The organism is Pseudomonas sp. Marseille-Q5117 (assembly GCF_946901175.1).
GTDB classification, from domain to species: domain Bacteria; phylum Pseudomonadota; class Gammaproteobacteria; order Pseudomonadales; family Pseudomonadaceae; genus Aquipseudomonas; species Aquipseudomonas iranensis.
The window spans coordinates 108,408-124,555 of the sequence record NZ_CAMPPP010000018.1 but is presented as its reverse complement, the minus strand read 5'-3'; the positions used below and the strand labels follow the sequence as shown (position 1 = coordinate 124,555).

Genomic DNA, 16,148 nt, shown 5'->3' with positions numbered 1-16,148 from the left:
CGCCGGGGTGATGAAGCAAATCTCATCAGAGGGACTTGCAGGATCGGTATTATGGTATACCATCAGACGCACAGACACTCTCAATCCCCCAACGGAGCAGCTCATGAGTTTCGAAATTCGCAAGATCGTCAGCTATGTCGAAGAAACCTTCATTGAAGGCGGCAAGGCTACTGACAAGCCGGTGACCATGGTCGGCCTCGCCGTGGTGATGAAGAACCCGTGGGTGGGCAATGGTTTTGTCGAAGACCTCAAGCCGCAGATCCGCGCCAACTGCTCCGACCTCGGCGCCATGATGGTCGAGCGCCTGGTGGGCATCATTGGTGGCGCCGAGAAGATCGAGGCTTACGGCAAAGCGGCGGTGGTCGGCGCTGACGGCGAGATCGAGCACGCGTCGGCGGTGATCCACACCCTGCGCTTCGGTAACCACTATCGCGAAGCGGTGAAAGCCAAGAGCTACCTGAGCTTTACCAACAAGCGCGGCGGCCCGGGCACTTCAATTCAGATCCCGATGATGCACAAGGACGACGAAGGCCTGCGTTCGCACTACATCACCCTGGAAATGCAGATCGAAGACGCGCCGCGTGCTGACGAAATCGTCGTCGTGCTGGGTTGCGCCGACGGTGGCCGCTTGCACCCGCGCATCGGCAACCGCTACATCGATCTGGAAGAACTGGCTGCCGAACAAGCCCAGTAATCACAATAAAAAGGCATTGCAGGAGCGCTCCATGATTCGGCTCACCGCTGAACTCACCCCGGCTGGCACCAGTTACCTGGCGACCGGCCAAGGCCAGCCCGTGGTCTTGATCCACGGCGTGGGCCTGAACAAAGAAATGTGGGGCGGGCAGATTGTCGGCCTCGCCAGCCAGTACCAGGTGATCGCCTACGACATGCTCGGCCACGGCGCCAGCCCGCGCCCGGCCAGCGGCACCGACCTGCTCGGTTACGCCGATCAGTTGCTCGAGCTGCTCGATCACCTCAATCTGCCCCAGGCAGCGGTGATCGGCTTCTCCATGGGCGGCCTGGTCGCGCGGGCCTTCGCCCTGCATTACCCGGAGCGCCTGCAAAGCCTGGTGGTGCTGAACAGCGTGTTCAACCGCAGCGAAGAACAGCGTGCCGGCGTGATTGCCCGCACTGCACAGGCTGCCGAACACGGCCCGGACGCCAATGCCGAAGCGGCGTTGTCGCGCTGGTTCAGCCGTGAATATCAGGCGGCCAACCCGGCGCAGATCGCCGCGTTGCGCCAGACCTTGGCCAACAACGATCCGCAGGGCTACCTGACCACCTACGAATTGTTTGCCACCCAGGACATGTACCGCGCCGACGACCTGAGCAGCATTCAGGCACCGACGCTGATCGCCACCGGCGAACTCGACCCCGGTTCGACCCCGGAAATGGCCGAGCAACTGGCCCGACGCATCCCCGGCGCGAAGGTTGCCGTGCTGCCCGAGCAACGGCATATGATGCCGGTAGAGTCGCCGCGTCTGGTCAACCAGATGCTGCTGGAATTTCTCCAATTCGCACACTCCCGACAAAACCATATAAAGGGGATCGTTGCATGACACTCGCACGCTTCCAGATGTGCATCGGCGGAGACTGGGTCGACGCCCTCTCCGGCAAGACCTTCGAAAGCCTCAACCCGGCCTCCGCGCAAGCCTGGGCGGAACTGCCCGACGCCGATGAAGCGGACGTCGAACGCGCCGTGCAAGCAGCGCAAAATGCCTTCGACAGCCCGGCCTGGCGCGGCCTGACCGCCACTGCGCGGGGCAAATTGTTGCGCCGCCTCGGTGATCTGATCGCAGAAAACAAGGAACACCTGGCGCAGCTGGAAAGCCGCGACAACGGCAAGCTGATCCGCGAAACCCGTGGCCAGGTCAGCTATCTGCCGGAGTTCTTCCACTACACCGCAGGCCTCGCTGACAAACTGGAAGGCGGCACCCTGCCGCTGGATAAACCGGATCTGTTTGCCTACACCGTGCACGAAGCCATGGGTGTGGTCGCCGCGATCATTCCATGGAACAGCCCGCTGTACCTGACCGCGATCAAACTGGCCCCGGCCCTCGCCGCCGGCAACACGATTGTGATCAAGCCGTCCGAGCACGCCTCGGCGACCATTCTCGAGCTGGCACGCCTGGCCCTCGAAGCCGGGATTCCGCCGGGCGTGGTCAACGTCGTTACCGGTTACGGCCCGAGCACCGGCGCCGCCCTCACCCGCCATCCGTTGATCCGCAAGATCGCCTTCACCGGCGGCGCGGCCACGGCGCGGCATGTGGTGCGCAGCAGCGCCGAGAATTTCGCCAAGCTGTCGCTGGAGCTGGGCGGCAAGTCGCCGAATATCATCTTCGCCGACGCCGATCTCGACAGTGCAATTAACGGTGCGATTGCCGGCATCTACGCGGCGTCCGGGCAGAGTTGCGTGTCTGGTTCGCGCTTGCTGGTGCAGGACGAAATCTACGACGAATTCGTCAATCGTCTGGTCGAGCGCGCCCAGCGCATCCGCATCGGCAACCCGCAGGAAGACCACAGCGAGATGGGGCCGATGGCCACCGCGCAGCAACTGGCGGTGGTCGAAGGTCTGGTCGCCGATGCGATCGCCGAAGGCGCGCGTTTGCGCACCGGTGGCAAGCGTCCGGCGGATCTTGGCGAAGGCTGGTTCTACGAGCCGACGCTGTTCGAATGCGACCGCAATTCGATGAAGATCATGCAGGAAGAAGTCTTCGGCCCGGTGGCTTCGGTGATTCGTTTCAAAGACGAAGCCGAAGCGCTGGCGATCGCCAACGACTCGCAGTTCGGCCTCGCTGCCGGCATCTGGACCCGTGACCTGGGTCGCGCCCATCGTCTGGCGCGGGATGTGCGCTCGGGGATCATCTGGGTCAACACCTACCGCGCAGTGTCGGCGATGGCGCCGATCGGCGGCTTCAAGAACAGTGGCTATGGACGCGAAAGCGGCATCGATTCGGTGCTGGCCTACACCGAACTGAAAACGGTGTGGATCAACCTCTCCCAGGCGCCAATGCCTGATCCGTTTGTGATGCGCTAGGAGTCCTGCGAAATGATCGAACCCGGCATTTACAAAGACGTCATGAGCTCGTTTCCGTCCGGCGTTACGGTGGTCACCACCCTCGACCCGGAAGGCGGCATTGTCGGCATCACCGCCAGCGCGTTCAGCGCGCTGTCGATCGACCCGGCGCTGGTGTTGTTCTGCCCCAACTACGCGTCCGACACCTACCCGGTGCTGCGCGACAGCAAAAAATTCGCCATCCATTTGCTCTCCGCCGAGCAGACCGCCGAAGCCTACGCGTTCGCCGGCAAGGGCAAGGAAAAGGCCAAGGGCATCGAGTGGCATTTGAGCGATCTGGGCAACCCGATTCTGGCCAAGGCCACGGCGATCATCGAGTGCGAGTTGTGGCGTGAATACGACGGCGGCGATCACGCGATCATTGTCGGCGCAGTGAAGAACCTGATCCTGCCCGAGCAACCGGTGACGCCGATGATTTATCACAAGGGCAAGTTGGGTGCGTTGCCGCCCCTGGCCTGACAGGCAGACACGATTGCCAATGTGGGAGCGAGCCTGCTCGCGAAAGCGGTCGATCATTCAACATTTGCATCGACTGACACGACGCCTTCGCGAGCAGGCTCGCTCCCACAGGGAACACCTGTGGATTGGAGGAATGATGAGTAACGATAAGTACGAAAAAGGGCTGCAGATCCGTACGCAGGTATTGGGCGAAGCCTATGTTCAGCGCTCGATCGAGAACGCCGACGACTTCACCCGTCCGCTGCAGGAAATGGTCACTGAATACTGCTGGGGCAATGTCTGGGGGCGTGAGGGTCTGTCGCTCAAGGAGCGCAGCATGATCAACCTGGCGATGATCTCGGCGCTCAACCGCCCGCATGAACTCAAGCTGCATGTGCGTGGCGCCTTGCGTAACGGCCTGAGTCGTGAGCAAATACGCGAAATTCTGCTTCAGGTCGGCATTTATTGCGGCGTTCCGGCGGCCGTGGACAGTTTCCGGCTGGCCCGTGAAGCCTTTGCCGAAGCCGACGCCGAGGCCTCCAGTTAACCCTCGGCTGTTTTGATGCCCGTCTGGCATGGACAGCCAAGCTCAAGAGCGGACCCCATGAAACGCCAGCCACTCGACGACAGCTTCAAGGTCAATCGCAACCCCGTTACCCTGCGCGAAATCGTGCTGGACAAACTGCGTAGCGCGATCATGAATTTCCAGCTCATGCCAGGTGATCGCCTGGTCGAACGCGACCTCTGCGATCGCCTCGGTGTCAGCCGCACCTCGGTGCGCGAAGCCTTGCGTCACCTTGAATCCGAAGGCCTGGTGGAATTCGCCGACGCCAAAGGCCCGCGCGTAGCCATCATCACCCTCGACGACGCCGTCGATATCTACGAATTGCGTTGCGTACTCGAAGGCCTGATCGTCCAGCTGTTCACCCTGCGCGCCAAGGCCAAGGACATCAAAGCCCTGGAAAAAGCCCTCGATGACAACCGCAAGGCGTTGAAGGACGGCGAGCTGCAACAGGTGATCGACTCAGTGCAGGGCTTCTACGACGTGCTGCTCGAAGGCTCGGGCAACCATGTCGCAGCCACCCAATTGCGCCAGTTGCAGGCGCGCATCAGCTATCTGCGCGCGACCTCGGTCTCCCAGGAAAACCGACGCGGCGCGAGTAATCACGAGATGGAAAAAATGGTCGAGGCGATCAAGAGCGGCGATCCGCTGGCGGCGCATCAGGCCTGTGTCGATCACGTCCGCGCGGCGGCTGCCGTGGCCCTCGACTACCTCAAGCGCAAGCAGGAAGAAACCGGCGTCGCCGTCAAAGGCACCCCGGCGATCACCCTGCCGATCGCGCTGAAAGAACCCCGCATAGGTCAATGACATGTTCAGCCCGAGCTTTTGCCCGAAATGCGGTGGCCCTGACCTCGGTCAGCAGACGCCGCCGGGTGATACGCACGAGCGCCTGATGTGCCGCGGCTGCGGCTATATCCACTACGTCAATCCGAAGATCATTGCCGGCTGCATCATCGAGCAGGACGGCAAATACCTCTTGTGCCAACGGGCGATTCCCCCGCGCCCCGGCACCTGGACCCTGCCGGCCGGTTTCATGGAAAGCGGTGAGACCACCGAACAGGCGGCGCTGCGCGAAGTCTGGGAAGAAAGCGGCGTGCACGCGGAAATCGTCTCGCCGTATTCGATCTTCAGCGTGCCGAAGATCAGCGAGGTGTACATCATCTTCCGCGCCATCGCCCTGGAGATCACCGGGCAGTACGGGCCGGAGACCATGGATTACAAGTTCTTCGCCCCGGAAGAGATTCCGTGGGAGCAGATCTATTACCCGGCGATCCGGCAGATTCTCGAGCGCTATATCGAAGAGCGCCAGGCGGGGGTTTACGGGATTTACATGGGTAATGATGACAGCGGCAAGATCCATTTCATGCGCTAAAAATCACCAGTCCCCTGATCGTTCCCACGCTCCGCGTGGGAATGCCTCTACGGACGCTCCGCGTTCGGCTCTGGATGGGACGCAGAGCGTCCCGGGCTGCATTCCCACGCGGAGCGTGGGAACGATCATCAGTGTGGCTTAAATTGGGGTGATGCCTTCAACGATGATGATCTCCGCCCTCGCCCAGTCCTCGCGATAACTTTTCGCCTCCTGATACGCCGCCGAGCGGTAGCACGCCACGGCTGTTTCGTAGTTTTCAAACTCGATGATCACCGTGCGCTGTGGCGTCTGCCGTCCTTCCATCGCTTCGCTGCGCCCGCCTCTGGCGACAAACTTGCCGCCGAATGCGGCAATCGCCTGCGGGGTGCGCTGGGTGTATTGGCTGTAGTGCTCGGTATCGGCTATATCCACATGTGCAATCCAGTACGCCTTCATAGTGACCTCTTTGTTGATTTTTGTATTATGGTATACCAATATATTTCCAACGAACCCTGAGAGTCCAGCATGGCCTTCAACAGCATCGAAGAAATCATCGAAGATTATCGCCTCGGCAAAATGGTCCTGCTGGTCGATGACGAAGACCGCGAGAACGAAGGCGACCTGCTGCTGGCCGCTGATCGTTGCACACCGGAGGCTATCAGCTTCATGGCCCGCGAGGCACGCGGGCTGATCTGCCTGACCCTGACCGACGAACATTGTCAGCGCTTGGGCCTGGAGCAAATGGTACCCGCCAATGGCAGCGTGTTCAGCACTGCATTTACCGTGTCGATCGAAGCGGCGGTCGGCGTGACTACCGGCATTTCCGCCGCAGATCGCGCCTGCACAGTCGCCGCCGCCGTCGCGCCGAATGCCCGCGCCGAAGACCTGGTGCAGCCCGGCCACATCTTCCCGCTGCGCGCCAAGGAAGGTGGCGTGCTGACCCGTGCCGGGCACACCGAGGCCGGTTGCGATCTGGCGCGTCTGGCCGGTTTCACCCCGGCCTCGGTGATTGTCGAAGTCATGAACGACGACGGCACCATGGCGCGCCGTCCGGATCTGGAGCAGTTCGCGCGCAAGCACGGAATCAAGATCGGCACCATCGCCGACCTCATCCACTACCGCCTGAGCACCGAGCACACCATCGAACGCATCGGCGAACGTGAGCTGCCGACGGTGCATGGCACGTTCCGTTTGATCACTTTCGAGGATCGCATCGAAGGCGGTGTGCACATGGCGATGGTCATGGGCGACTTGCGCCGTGAAGAGCCGACGCTGGTGCGCGTGCATGTGATCGATCCGCTGCGCGACCTGGTCGGCGCCGAGTACAGCGGGCCGACGAACTGGACGCTATGGGCGGCGCTGCAACGGGTCGCGGCGGAAGGTCACGGGGTTGTGGTGGTGCTGGCCAACCATGAATCGTCGCAGGCGTTGCTCGAGCGCGTGCCGCAGCTGACCCAGCCGCCACGGCAGTTCAGCCGTTCGCAGTCGCGGATCTATTCCGAGGTCGGGACTGGGGCGCAGATTCTGCAGAATCTGGGGGTTGGCAAGCTGCGCCACCTTGGCCCACCGCTGAAGTATGCGGGGTTGACCGGGTATGACCTTGAGGTGGTTGAGAGCATTCCGTTCACCGAATAACCCTGTTATCGATGCTCCCCTGTGGCGAGGGGATTTATCCCCGTCGGGCTGCGAAGCGGCCCCGATTCCTGCCAACGCGATCCGCCAGAAATATCGCATGTCCCGCTTTCAGGGCTGCTCCGCAGCCCAACGGGGATAAATCCCCTCGCCACAGTTTCATTCGCTACACATCTGGATGAAGGCCGGAAAGACAGATCCGCCAGATAACCGGTAAGGCAAAGTGCTTGCACAAAGTCTGGAATACCATAATATGATATTCCATAGACCGGACGACCTGAAAAAGCGTCCAGCTACTGCTCCCGACAGGCGGGCAACAACGCAAGGCCCGCTCAAAAACACAACAATGAGGGCGTGAACATGGTGTTGAACAAAGCTGCAACCGCGATCTTTTTCGCGGGACTGCTCAGCGTTACCGGCCAGGCTGCAATGGCTGCCGAAAGCGTGAATTTTGTCAGCTGGGGCGGTAGCACCCAGGATGCGCAGAAACAGGCCTGGGCCGATCCGTTCAGCAAGGCCAGCGGCATCACCGTCGTTCAGGACGGTCCCACCGACTACGGCAAACTCAAGGCCATGGTCGAAAGCGGCAACGTGCAGTGGGACGTGGTCGATGTTGAAGCCGATTTCGCCTTGCGCGCCGCTGCCGAAGGCCTGCTCGAACCCCTCGACTTCAAAGTGATCCAGCGCGACAGGATCGACCCGCGCTTCGTCAGCGATCACGGCGTCGGCTCGTTCTTCTTCTCCTTTGTCCTCGGCTACAACGAAGGCAAGCTCGGCGCCAACAAGCCGCAGGACTGGAGCGCGCTGTTCGACACCAAGACCTACCCGGGCAAACGCGCCCTGTACAAATGGCCAAGCCCCGGCGTGCTCGAACTGGCGCTGCTGGCCGACGGCGTTGCAGCTGACAAGCTCTACCCGCTGGATCTGGATCGCGCCTTCAAGAAACTCGACACCATCAAGAAAGACATCGTCTGGTGGGGCGGCGGCGCGCAGTCGCAGCAACTGCTGGCGTCCGGCGAAGCGAGCATGGGCCAGTTCTGGAATGGCCGTGTGCACGCCTTGCAGGAAGATGGCGCGCCGGTCGGCGTGAGCTGGAAACAGAACCTGGTCATGGCCGACATTCTGGTCATTCCAAAAGGCTCGAAAAACAAAGATGCGGCGATGAAGTTCCTCGCCAATGCGAGCAGTGCCAAAGGCCAGGCCGACTTCTCCAACCTGACCGCCTACGCGCCGGTCAACCTCGACAGTGTGGAGCGTCTGGATTCGACGCTGGCCCCCAACCTGCCGACGGCTTACGCCAAGGATCAGATCACCCTTGATTTCGCTTACTGGGCCAAGAACGGTCCGGCTATCGCGACACGGTGGAACGAATGGCTGGTCAAATGAAAATCGCGGCCACTGCGGCCCGTCCTTCCACTGCCACCGGGAGCGCCGCCGGCGCTGCCGGTTCGGCTTTCAAGCAACGCTGGCGCGGTGCCGGCAACCTCGTCCCGGCGCTGCTGTTCCTCGGCCTGTTCTTTCTGGCGCCGTTGATTGGCCTGCTGCTGCGCGGTGTGCTGGAACCTGTACCTGGCCTTGGCAACTACGAACAACTGTTCGCCAACTCGGCCTATGCGCGGGTGCTGCTCAACACCTTTTCGGTGGCCGGGCTGGTGACGCTGTTCAGCCTGCTGCTGGGCTTTCCACTGGCTTGGGCGATCACTCTGGTGCCGCGTGGCTGGGGGCGCTGGATCCTCAACATCGTGCTGCTGTCGATGTGGACCAGCCTGCTCGCCCGCACCTATTCGTGGCTGGTGTTGCTGCAAGCCTCGGGCGTGATCAACAAGGCGCTGATGGCGCTGGGCATCATCGATCAACCGCTGGAGATGGTGCACAACCTGACGGGCGTGGTGATCGGCATGAGCTACATCATGATCCCGTTCATCGTGCTGCCGTTGCAGGCGACCATGCAGGCCATCGACCCGATGATCCTGCAGGCCGGCTCGATCTGCGGTGCCAGTCCGTGGACCAACTTCTTCCGGGTGTTCCTGCCGCTGTGCCGGCCGGGTCTGGCGTCCGGCGGTTTGATGGTGTTCGTGATGTCGCTCGGTTACTACGTCACCCCCGCTTTGCTGGGCGGGGCGCAGAACATGATGCTGCCGGAGTTCATCATTCAGCAGGTGCAATCGTTCCTCAACTGGGGCCTGGCCAGTGCCGGCGCCGCGTTGCTGATCGCAATCACCCTGGTGCTGTTCTACTTCTACCTGAAGCTTCAACCGGAATCCCCGGTTGGCGCCAGTAATGCGAGGTAAGCCGACATGCTCCTGACCCCCAATGCCATGAGCCGGCGCATGCGTTTCGGCCTCTACGCCACGACTGGGCTGATCGGTCTGTTCCTGCTGTTGCCGATCGTGTTCATCGTGCTGCTGTCGTTCGGCTCCTCGCAGTGGCTGGTGTTCCCGCCACCGGGCTGGACGCTGAAATGGTACGGCCAGTTCTTCTCCAATCCCGACTGGATGAACGCCGCTGCCGCCAGCCTCAAGGTGGCCGTGCTGACCACGATCTGCGCCGTTGCCCTCGGTCTGCCGACCGCGTTTGCGCTGGTGCGCGGGCGCTTCCCCGGCCGCGAGATGCTCTACGGCCTGTTCACCCTGCCGATGATCGTGCCGCTGGTGATCATTGCCGTGGCGGTGTACGCGCTGTTTCTCAAGCCCGGCTACACCGGGCCCACGTTCGCTTTCGTCGTCAGCCACGTGATCGTCGCGCTGCCGTTCACCATCATCTCGATCATCAACTCGCTGAAGCTGTTCGATCAGTCGATTGAAGACGCGGCGGTGATCTGCGGTGCCTCGCGCCTGCAAGCGGTGTTCAAGGTGACGTTTCCGGCGATCCGCCCGGGCATGGTCGCCGGCGCCCTCTTCGCCTTCCTCGTTTCATGGGACGAAGTGGTGCTCAGCGTGATGATGGCAAGCCCTACTCTGCAAACCCTTCCCGTGAAAATGTGGACCACCCTGCGCCAGGACCTGACGCCAGTGATCGCCGTCGCTTCGACGCTGCTGATCGGCCTGTCGGTATTGGTCATGGTGATCGCCGCCGCCCTGCGCCGGCGCAACGAAATCAGCGCCTGAGCGCCCAGGAGTACGACATGAGTGCCGTGATCAAAGACGCATCCCAGCAGAGCGACAAACCCCTGGTCAGCCTGCGCAACCTGAACAAGCACTACGGCGATTTTGCTGCCGTCGACAATATCTCGCTGGACATCAAGGACGGCGAATTCCTCACCTTCCTCGGCTCCAGCGGCTCGGGCAAAAGCACCACGCTGTCGATGCTCGCCGGGTTCGAAACACCGAGCAGCGGCGAGATCCTCGTCAATGGTCAGTCGCTGGTCAACGTGCCGCCGCACAAGCGCGACATCGGCATGGTCTTTCAGCGTTACTCGCTGTTCCCGCATCTGTCGGTGCGCGACAACATCGCCTTCCCTTTGGCGATTCGCAAACTGGCTGCCGCCGAGCGTGAAAAACGCGTCGATGCGATGTTGAAGCTGGTGCAGCTCGAACAGTTCGCCCATCGCCGCCCTTCGCAGTTGTCTGGCGGCCAGCAACAACGTGTCGCCATCGCCCGGGCGCTGGTTTACGAGCCGCGCATTCTGCTGATGGATGAACCGCTGGGCGCGCTGGACAAGAAACTGCGCGAGGACTTGCAGGATGAACTGCGCCAACTGCACCGGCGCCTGGGCATCACCATCGTTTACGTGACCCACGACCAGGAAGAAGCCATGCGGCTGTCGCAACGCATCGCGATTTTCAGCCACGGCAAGATTGTCGGCTTGGGCAGCGGGTATGACCTTTATCAGAATCCGCCGAATGCGTTTGTCGCGTCGTTTCTGGGCAACTCGAACTTCCTCAAGCTCAAGGCGCAGAGCAATGCAGCGGCGAGTTTCGAGGGACAGTCATTGTCGATTCGGCTGACAGCGGGATTGCATACCGATCAGGATGTGCTGCTGATGGTGCGTCCGGAAAAGGCCTTGGCGCTGAGCGTGCAACAAGCGCTGGATGAGCCGCTGGCGGCGGGCTGGAATGAGGTATCGGCGAATGTTGTGGAGGTGCTGTTTCTCGGTGAAAGCCAGACGTGCAGCGTGGTGACTGCGGGCGGGACGTCGATGACGGTGAAAGCCCTGTCGGCAGCCGGAATGCCACTCAAGGCCGGCGATCCGGTACGGGTGCGCTGGGCGACGGCGGATGCTTGTGTCTATACCGAGTGGACCGAGAGCGATTTGAACAAGGCTGCCGGTGCTCACTGATTGCGCTGAGTCAGTTGGATCTACCCCCTCACCCCAGCCCTCTCCCCCACGGGGGGCGAGGGGGAAAGGGAGCCGATCTTCATGCTGTGCAAAATGTAAGTTCGACTCGGTATCGCACGTCGGCGTATCTCGCAACAACACCTCGGTCAGTCCCCTCTCCCATTGGGAGAGGGCTAGGGTGAGGGCAAGCAGGCCACACGGTATCAGCCAATGGCCCGGTACCCTTCAATCTCATCCGGCCAAGCCGTCAGCACTTCAAACCCGCTCTCCGTCACCGCGACCATATGCTCCCACTGCGCTGACAAGGAGCCATCCTTGGTCAATACGGTCCAGCCATCCGGCATGTTCTTCACATGGCGTTTGCCGGCATTGAGCATCGGTTCCACGGTGAAAATCATCCCGGCCTTGAGCTTCAGCCCTTGATTGGGAAAGCCGTAATGCAGGATCTGCGGTTCGTCGTGATAGACCTTGCCGATGCCGTGGCCGCAGTATTCGCGTACCACGCTGAAGCCCTCCGCCTCCGCCAGGCTCTGGATCGCGTAACCGATATCGCCGAGCGTTGCGCCCGGTTTCACTGCGCGAATGCCCGCGCACATCGCGTCGTAAGTGGTCTTGATCAGGTGCTGCGCTTCAGGAGTTGCCTCACCCACGACGTACATGCGGCTGGTATCACCGAACCAGCCATCTTTGATCACGGCGATGTCGAGATTGACGATGTCGCCATCCTTCAATGGCGTACCCGATGGAATCCCGTGACACACCACGTCGTTGACCGACGCGCAGACGGTTTTCGGAAAGCCGTGATAACCGACGTTGGCCGGCACGGCTTTCTGCACATTGACGATGTAATCGTTGCACATCCGGTCCAGCTCATCGGTGGTCACCCCGGCCTTCACATGCGGCACCAGCATCGCCAGTACTTCGGCGGCGAGTTTGCCGGCGGCGCGGGATTTTTCGATGTCGGCCGGGGTGTTGATCTTGATCTGGTTTCTCATGCGCTGACGGCTTCCTGAGTCAGTTGTTGCAGATCCAGTCCGCCGTTCTGTTCGGCGCGGATCAGCAGGCGGCAAATGGCGCTGTGGTCGAGGTTGGGATGCAGCTCGGCGAGCATGCCGATGCGCATCCAGTGCTCGGCCTGCGCGTTGATCGAGCGGCTGAGGGCGTTGCTGGAGACGCGCAGGTTCTCGTGCATGTCCTCTGAAATCTTTACGATGCCCATATATGAATCCTATACGATGTGTATATGGATCGTATATTAGCTAGGGCATATGACAGATTGCAATGCCGACGACAAAATCGACGCTCTCACAGATTCGCCTCCCCCTCCACCGCGCAAATCGACTACCATGCCGCCGCCGGTTTCCACACGGAATTAATAGGGAATCCGAAATGCTTGCACAGCATCGATCGGAACTGCCCCCGCAACTGTAGGTGCCGAGCCTGCTCCTCGACTGCCACTGGGTGAATCCCGGGAAGGCCGGAGCGTGGCGATGACGCATCAGTCAGGAGACCTGCCGGCACAGTGACTGACTAACCGGCGGGGTGTCCGGGAAGGACATCGTGCCGTGCTTGTTTTCACTATGCCGGCCTTGCGCAGTTTCCACGACTGCGCCCGAGGTGTGTTTCCAACCGTACCCGCCCGCTCCCGTACGGTTCCCCTGGAGACTGCCCCATGCTGCTGCCCCGCGTTGCCACCCTGCTCACCGCTCTGAGCCTTTGCGCCCTGGCGCAAGCGGCGCCGACTGCGTATCCGCTGACCGTCGAAAACTGCGGCAGCAGCCTGACCTTTCAGCACGCGCCCGCGCGCACGGTGACCATCGGCCAGGCCGGCACCGAAATGCTCTACGCCTTGGGTCTGGGCGACAAGGTCGTCGGCACCTCACTGTGGTTCAACGACGTGCTGGGCACATACAAAGCGCAGAACGACAGGATCGAGCGCCTCGCCGACAACGAGCCGAGTTTCGAAGCGGTGATCGCTAAACGCCCGGAGCTGGTTGCCGTCGAGCTGGAATGGATGGTCGGTCCGCAAGGCGCGGTCGGCACTCGCGAGCAGTTCCATGAACTGAAGATTCCCACCTACCTGCTGCCCTCCGATTGCGAAGCCAAGGACAACCTCGTCGGCTCGGACGGCACGCGGCTGGCGCCGTTTCGCATCGACAGCATCTACAAAAGCGTGAGCCAACTGGCGGCGATTTTCGATGTGCAGGCGCGTGGCGAGCAGCTCAATGAGCAGCTCAAAGCCAGCCTCGCGCAATCGATCGCTACCGCGAAAAAGCAGCAGCGCAAAGACGTCAGCGCCCTGGTGTGGTTCTCCAGCGCCGAGATGGACATCGAGCCTTTCGTGGCCGGGCACAAAGGCGTTCCCGATTTCATGCTCAGCACCCTCGGCGTGCGCAACGTGGTCGAGTCGGATGAAGAATGGCCGACCGTCGGCTGGGAAACCATCGCCAAGGCCAACCCGACATTTCTGGTGATCGCGCGCATGGATCGTCGACGTTTCCCGGCGGACGACTATCAGAAAAAACTCGCCTTCCTGCGCAGTGATCCGGTGACGCGCAACATGGACGCGGTCAAGCACAACCGCATCATCATCCTTGACGCCATGGCCATGCAGGCCAGCCTGCGCACCTTCGACGGCCTCGCACAACTGGCCAGCGCCATCAACGGCTACGACCTGTCGCCATGAGCAGACGCCTGATCCGTTTGCTGCTGGTGCTGTTGACGCTGTCGGTCGCGCTGATTGGCGGCGTGGCCATTGGCGAGACTTCGATCGAGCCGAGCGTAGTGTTGCAGGTGCTGGCCAACAAGCTGTGGGGCGCCGGTTATGTGCTCGACCCGATCGACGAAGGCATCGTCTGGAACTATCGCCTGACCCGCGCGCTGGTCGCGGCGGCCTGCGGCGCCGGCCTGGCGACGTGCGGGGTGATCCTGCAATCGCTGCTGCGCAATCCGTTGGCCGATCCGTATCTGCTGGGAATTTCTGCTGGCGCCTCGACTGGCGCGGTGATGGTCGCCCTGCTTGGCGTCGGCGCCGGGGCGATTTCATTGTCGGTCGGTGCCTTTGCCGGCGCGGTGACCGCGTTCGTACTGGTGATTTTGTTGGCACGGGTCAGCGGCTCGGCCAGTGGCACCGGGCAGATCATTCTGGCCGGGATTGCCGGCTCGCAACTGTTCAACGCCCTCACCGCTTTTCTGATCACCCGCTCGGCCAGCTCCGAACAAGCGCGCGGCATCATGTTCTGGCTGCTGGGCAATCTCGGCGGCGTACGCTGGCCGTCGGTGTGGCTGGCGGTGCCGGTGGCGGTGTTGGGCTTGGTTGTTTGTCTGTGGCATCGCCGAGCCTTGGATGCGTTCACCTTTGGCGCGGATTCAGCAGCCTCCCTCGGCATTGCCGTGCGCCGCGTGCAGATTCTGTTGATCGGCTGCGCCGCGCTGGTGACGGCGGTGATGGTGTCGATTGTCGGCTCGATCGGTTTTGTCGGCCTGGTGATCCCCCATGCCGCGCGGTTGTTGCTCGGCACGGGGCATGCGCGTCTGTTGCCCGCCAGTGCGCTGGGCGGTGCGGTGTTTCTGATTGCCGCCGATGTGCTGTCGCGCACCCTGATCAAGGGTCAGGTGATCCCGGTCGGCGTGATCACTGCGCTGGTCGGCGCACCGGTGTTCGCGCTGATTCTGGTGGGCCGGAGATCGGCGCGATGAACACGGTTCTGAGTTGTGCGGGTGTGGGCTTCAAAGTGCGCGGTGCCGAGTTGCTCAATGGTGTCAGCCTCGACGTTCAGCGCGGCGAGACCCTGGGCATTGTCGGGCCGAACGGTTCGGGGAAATCCACTTTGCTGAAACTGCTCGCCGGCCTGCGCGAACCGAGCGCAGGTCAGGTGCAGCTCGACGGTCGGACGCTGGGCAAGATGTCCCGGCGCACTATCGCGCAGACGCTGGCGGTGGTTGAGCAACAGGCCGATACCGACGATGGCATTCGCGTGTTCGACGCGGTGGCGCTGGGGCGCACGCCGTGGTTGTCAGCGCTGCAACCGTGGTCGCCGGCCGATGACGCCATCGTCGAGCAAGCGCTGATTGACGTCGACGCCGTGCACCTGCGCAACCGCCTCTGGCGCAGCCTCTCCGGCGGTGAACGCCAACGCGTGCACATCGCCCGCGCACTGGCGCAGCGCCCGCAGATCCTGCTGCTCGACGAGCCGGCCAACCACCTCGATATCCAGCATCAGTTGAGCATTCTGCAAGTGGTGCGCGCACTGCCGGTGACGACGTTGATCGCCTTGCACGATCTCAATCAGGCGCTCAAATGCGATCGCTTGGCAGTGCTGGAGCGCGGGCGTCTGGTGGCATTGGGCGAGCCGCTGCACGTGCTGACGCCGGAGCGGTTACAGACGACTTTCGGGGTCAGGGCGCACTATCTGACGGACCCGTTCGATGGTGCGCCGATATTGCGCTTCCTTGCCTGATGCATGTGTAGCTGACACACCGCTTTCGCGAGCAGGCTCGCTCCCACAAGGGGATTGTGTGTTGCCGTGAATGACGGGGAGAACGCGAGTTCTGTGGGAGCTAGCCTGCTCGCGAAGGCGTCAGGTCATCCAACATTGATGTCGATTGACACACCGCTTTCGCGAGCAGGCTCGCTCCCACAAGGGTTTTGTGTGTTGCCGTGAATGTCGTGGGAATGTGAATGCTGTGGGAGCGAGCCTGCTCGCGAAGGCGTCAGGTCATCCAACATGGTGTCGACTGACACACCGCTTTCGCGAGCAGGCTCGCTCCCACAAGGGGATTGTGTGTTGCCGTGAATGTCGGGGGAATG

General features: G+C 61.9%; 18 protein-coding genes and 1 riboswitch. Of the genes, 15 read left to right on the top strand and 3 right to left on the bottom strand.

Annotation, left to right across the window (positions count from 1 at the left end):
• Positions 1–103: 103 nt before the first annotated feature.
• The 7 genes from OC605_RS23890 to OC605_RS23860 all read left to right on the top strand — a co-directional run bounded on the left by OC605_RS23890 (position 104) and on the right by OC605_RS23860 (position 5,448).
• Positions 104–694 carry an amino acid synthesis family protein gene (locus tag OC605_RS23890; RefSeq protein ID WP_073471126.1) on the top strand — a complete coding sequence of 197 codons (591 nt, stop codon included), beginning with the start codon at positions 104–106 and terminating at the stop codon, positions 692–694.
• Positions 695–725: 31 nt separating this feature from the next.
• Positions 726–1,559 (top strand): alpha/beta fold hydrolase, encoded by an 834-nt coding sequence (locus tag OC605_RS23885; protein WP_116658480.1) that lies wholly within the window; start codon positions 726–728, stop codon positions 1,557–1,559.
• Complete coding sequence (locus OC605_RS23880) at positions 1,556–3,037, top strand: aldehyde dehydrogenase (protein ID WP_071172701.1); 1,482 nt, start codon at positions 1,556–1,558, stop codon at positions 3,035–3,037. The genes OC605_RS23885 and OC605_RS23880 overlap by 4 nt, the downstream gene beginning before the upstream one ends.
• A gap of 12 nt (positions 3,038–3,049) precedes the next feature.
• The gene (locus OC605_RS23875; RefSeq protein WP_262139888.1) at positions 3,050–3,535 is read left to right on the top strand and encodes a flavin reductase family protein; all 486 of its coding nucleotides are present in this window, start codon (positions 3,050–3,052) and stop codon (positions 3,533–3,535) included.
• 136 nt (positions 3,536–3,671) lie between these two features.
• Entirely contained in the window at positions 3,672–4,061 is a 390-nt protein-coding gene (locus tag OC605_RS23870) for a carboxymuconolactone decarboxylase family protein (protein ID WP_262139886.1), read from the top strand.
• 57 nt (positions 4,062–4,118) lie between these two features.
• Entirely contained in the window at positions 4,119–4,883 is a 765-nt protein-coding gene (locus tag OC605_RS23865) for a GntR family transcriptional regulator (protein ID WP_016775014.1), read from the top strand.
• Between the two features lies 1 nt (position 4,884).
• Positions 4,885–5,448 carry an NUDIX hydrolase gene (locus OC605_RS23860; protein WP_262139884.1) on the top strand — a complete coding sequence of 188 codons (564 nt, stop codon included), beginning with the start codon at positions 4,885–4,887 and terminating at the stop codon, positions 5,446–5,448.
• Between the two features lie 138 nt (positions 5,449–5,586).
• Here the strand turns inward: OC605_RS23860 and OC605_RS23855 are convergent, their stop codons facing one another.
• A complete protein-coding gene (locus OC605_RS23855) occupies positions 5,587–5,883 on the bottom strand; it encodes a DUF1330 domain-containing protein (RefSeq protein ID WP_262139882.1) in 297 nt (98 codons plus the stop codon).
• A 69-nt stretch (positions 5,884–5,952) separates the two neighbouring features.
• On the opposite strand from OC605_RS23855, the gene ribBA reads away from it, so the two are divergent.
• The 5 genes from ribBA (at position 5,953) to OC605_RS23830 (ending at position 11,338) form a co-directional block, all read left to right on the top strand.
• Positions 5,953–7,062, top strand: a complete 1,110-nt coding sequence (gene ribBA, locus OC605_RS23850; RefSeq protein WP_016775017.1) for a bifunctional 3,4-dihydroxy-2-butanone-4-phosphate synthase/GTP cyclohydrolase II — start codon at positions 5,953–5,955, stop codon at positions 7,060–7,062.
• Positions 7,063–7,419: 357 nt separating this feature from the next.
• Complete coding sequence (locus OC605_RS23845) at positions 7,420–8,445, top strand: ABC transporter substrate-binding protein (protein WP_016775018.1); 1,026 nt, start codon at positions 7,420–7,422, stop codon at positions 8,443–8,445.
• Positions 8,442–9,350, top strand: a complete 909-nt coding sequence (locus OC605_RS23840; RefSeq protein ID WP_262139937.1) for an ABC transporter permease — start codon at positions 8,442–8,444, stop codon at positions 9,348–9,350. Before OC605_RS23845 ends, OC605_RS23840 begins: the two co-directional genes overlap by 4 nt.
• 6 nt (positions 9,351–9,356) lie before the next feature.
• Positions 9,357–10,166, top strand: coding sequence for an ABC transporter permease (locus tag OC605_RS23835; RefSeq protein WP_262139879.1), 810 nt, complete (start codon positions 9,357–9,359; stop codon positions 10,164–10,166).
• 17 nt (positions 10,167–10,183) lie between these two features.
• Positions 10,184–11,338 (top strand): ABC transporter ATP-binding protein, encoded by a 1,155-nt coding sequence (locus tag OC605_RS23830; protein WP_133336457.1) that lies wholly within the window; start codon positions 10,184–10,186, stop codon positions 11,336–11,338.
• A gap of 203 nt (positions 11,339–11,541) precedes the next feature.
• Here the strand turns inward: OC605_RS23830 and map are convergent, their stop codons facing one another.
• Together map and OC605_RS23820 are read right to left on the bottom strand one after the other, a co-directional pair.
• Positions 11,542–12,333 carry a type I methionyl aminopeptidase gene (gene map, locus OC605_RS23825; RefSeq protein ID WP_262139876.1) on the bottom strand — a complete coding sequence of 264 codons (792 nt, stop codon included), beginning with the start codon at positions 12,331–12,333 and terminating at the stop codon, positions 11,542–11,544.
• Positions 12,330–12,557 carry a ParD-like family protein gene (locus OC605_RS23820; protein WP_262139874.1) on the bottom strand — a complete coding sequence of 76 codons (228 nt, stop codon included), beginning with the start codon at positions 12,555–12,557 and terminating at the stop codon, positions 12,330–12,332. Before OC605_RS23820 ends, map begins: the two co-directional genes overlap by 4 nt.
• 120 nt (positions 12,558–12,677) lie before the next feature.
• Positions 12,678–12,872, top strand: a riboswitch (cobalamin riboswitch).
• Positions 12,873–13,010: 138 nt separating this feature from the next.
• Here OC605_RS23820 and OC605_RS23815 point away from each other — a divergent pair.
• Genes OC605_RS23815 through OC605_RS23805 form a run of 3 tightly spaced genes read left to right on the top strand, consistent with a single transcriptional unit; the run spans position 13,011 to position 15,798 of the window.
• Entirely contained in the window at positions 13,011–14,024 is a 1,014-nt protein-coding gene (locus tag OC605_RS23815; RefSeq protein WP_016775023.1) for an ABC transporter substrate-binding protein, read from the top strand.
• Positions 14,021–15,037, top strand: a complete 1,017-nt coding sequence (locus OC605_RS23810) for a FecCD family ABC transporter permease (protein WP_073471135.1) — start codon at positions 14,021–14,023, stop codon at positions 15,035–15,037. Before OC605_RS23815 ends, OC605_RS23810 begins: the two co-directional genes overlap by 4 nt.
• Positions 15,034–15,798, top strand: coding sequence for an ABC transporter ATP-binding protein (locus tag OC605_RS23805; protein ID WP_262139873.1), 765 nt, complete (start codon positions 15,034–15,036; stop codon positions 15,796–15,798). The genes OC605_RS23810 and OC605_RS23805 overlap by 4 nt, the downstream gene beginning before the upstream one ends.
• Positions 15,799–16,148 lie beyond the last annotated feature (350 nt).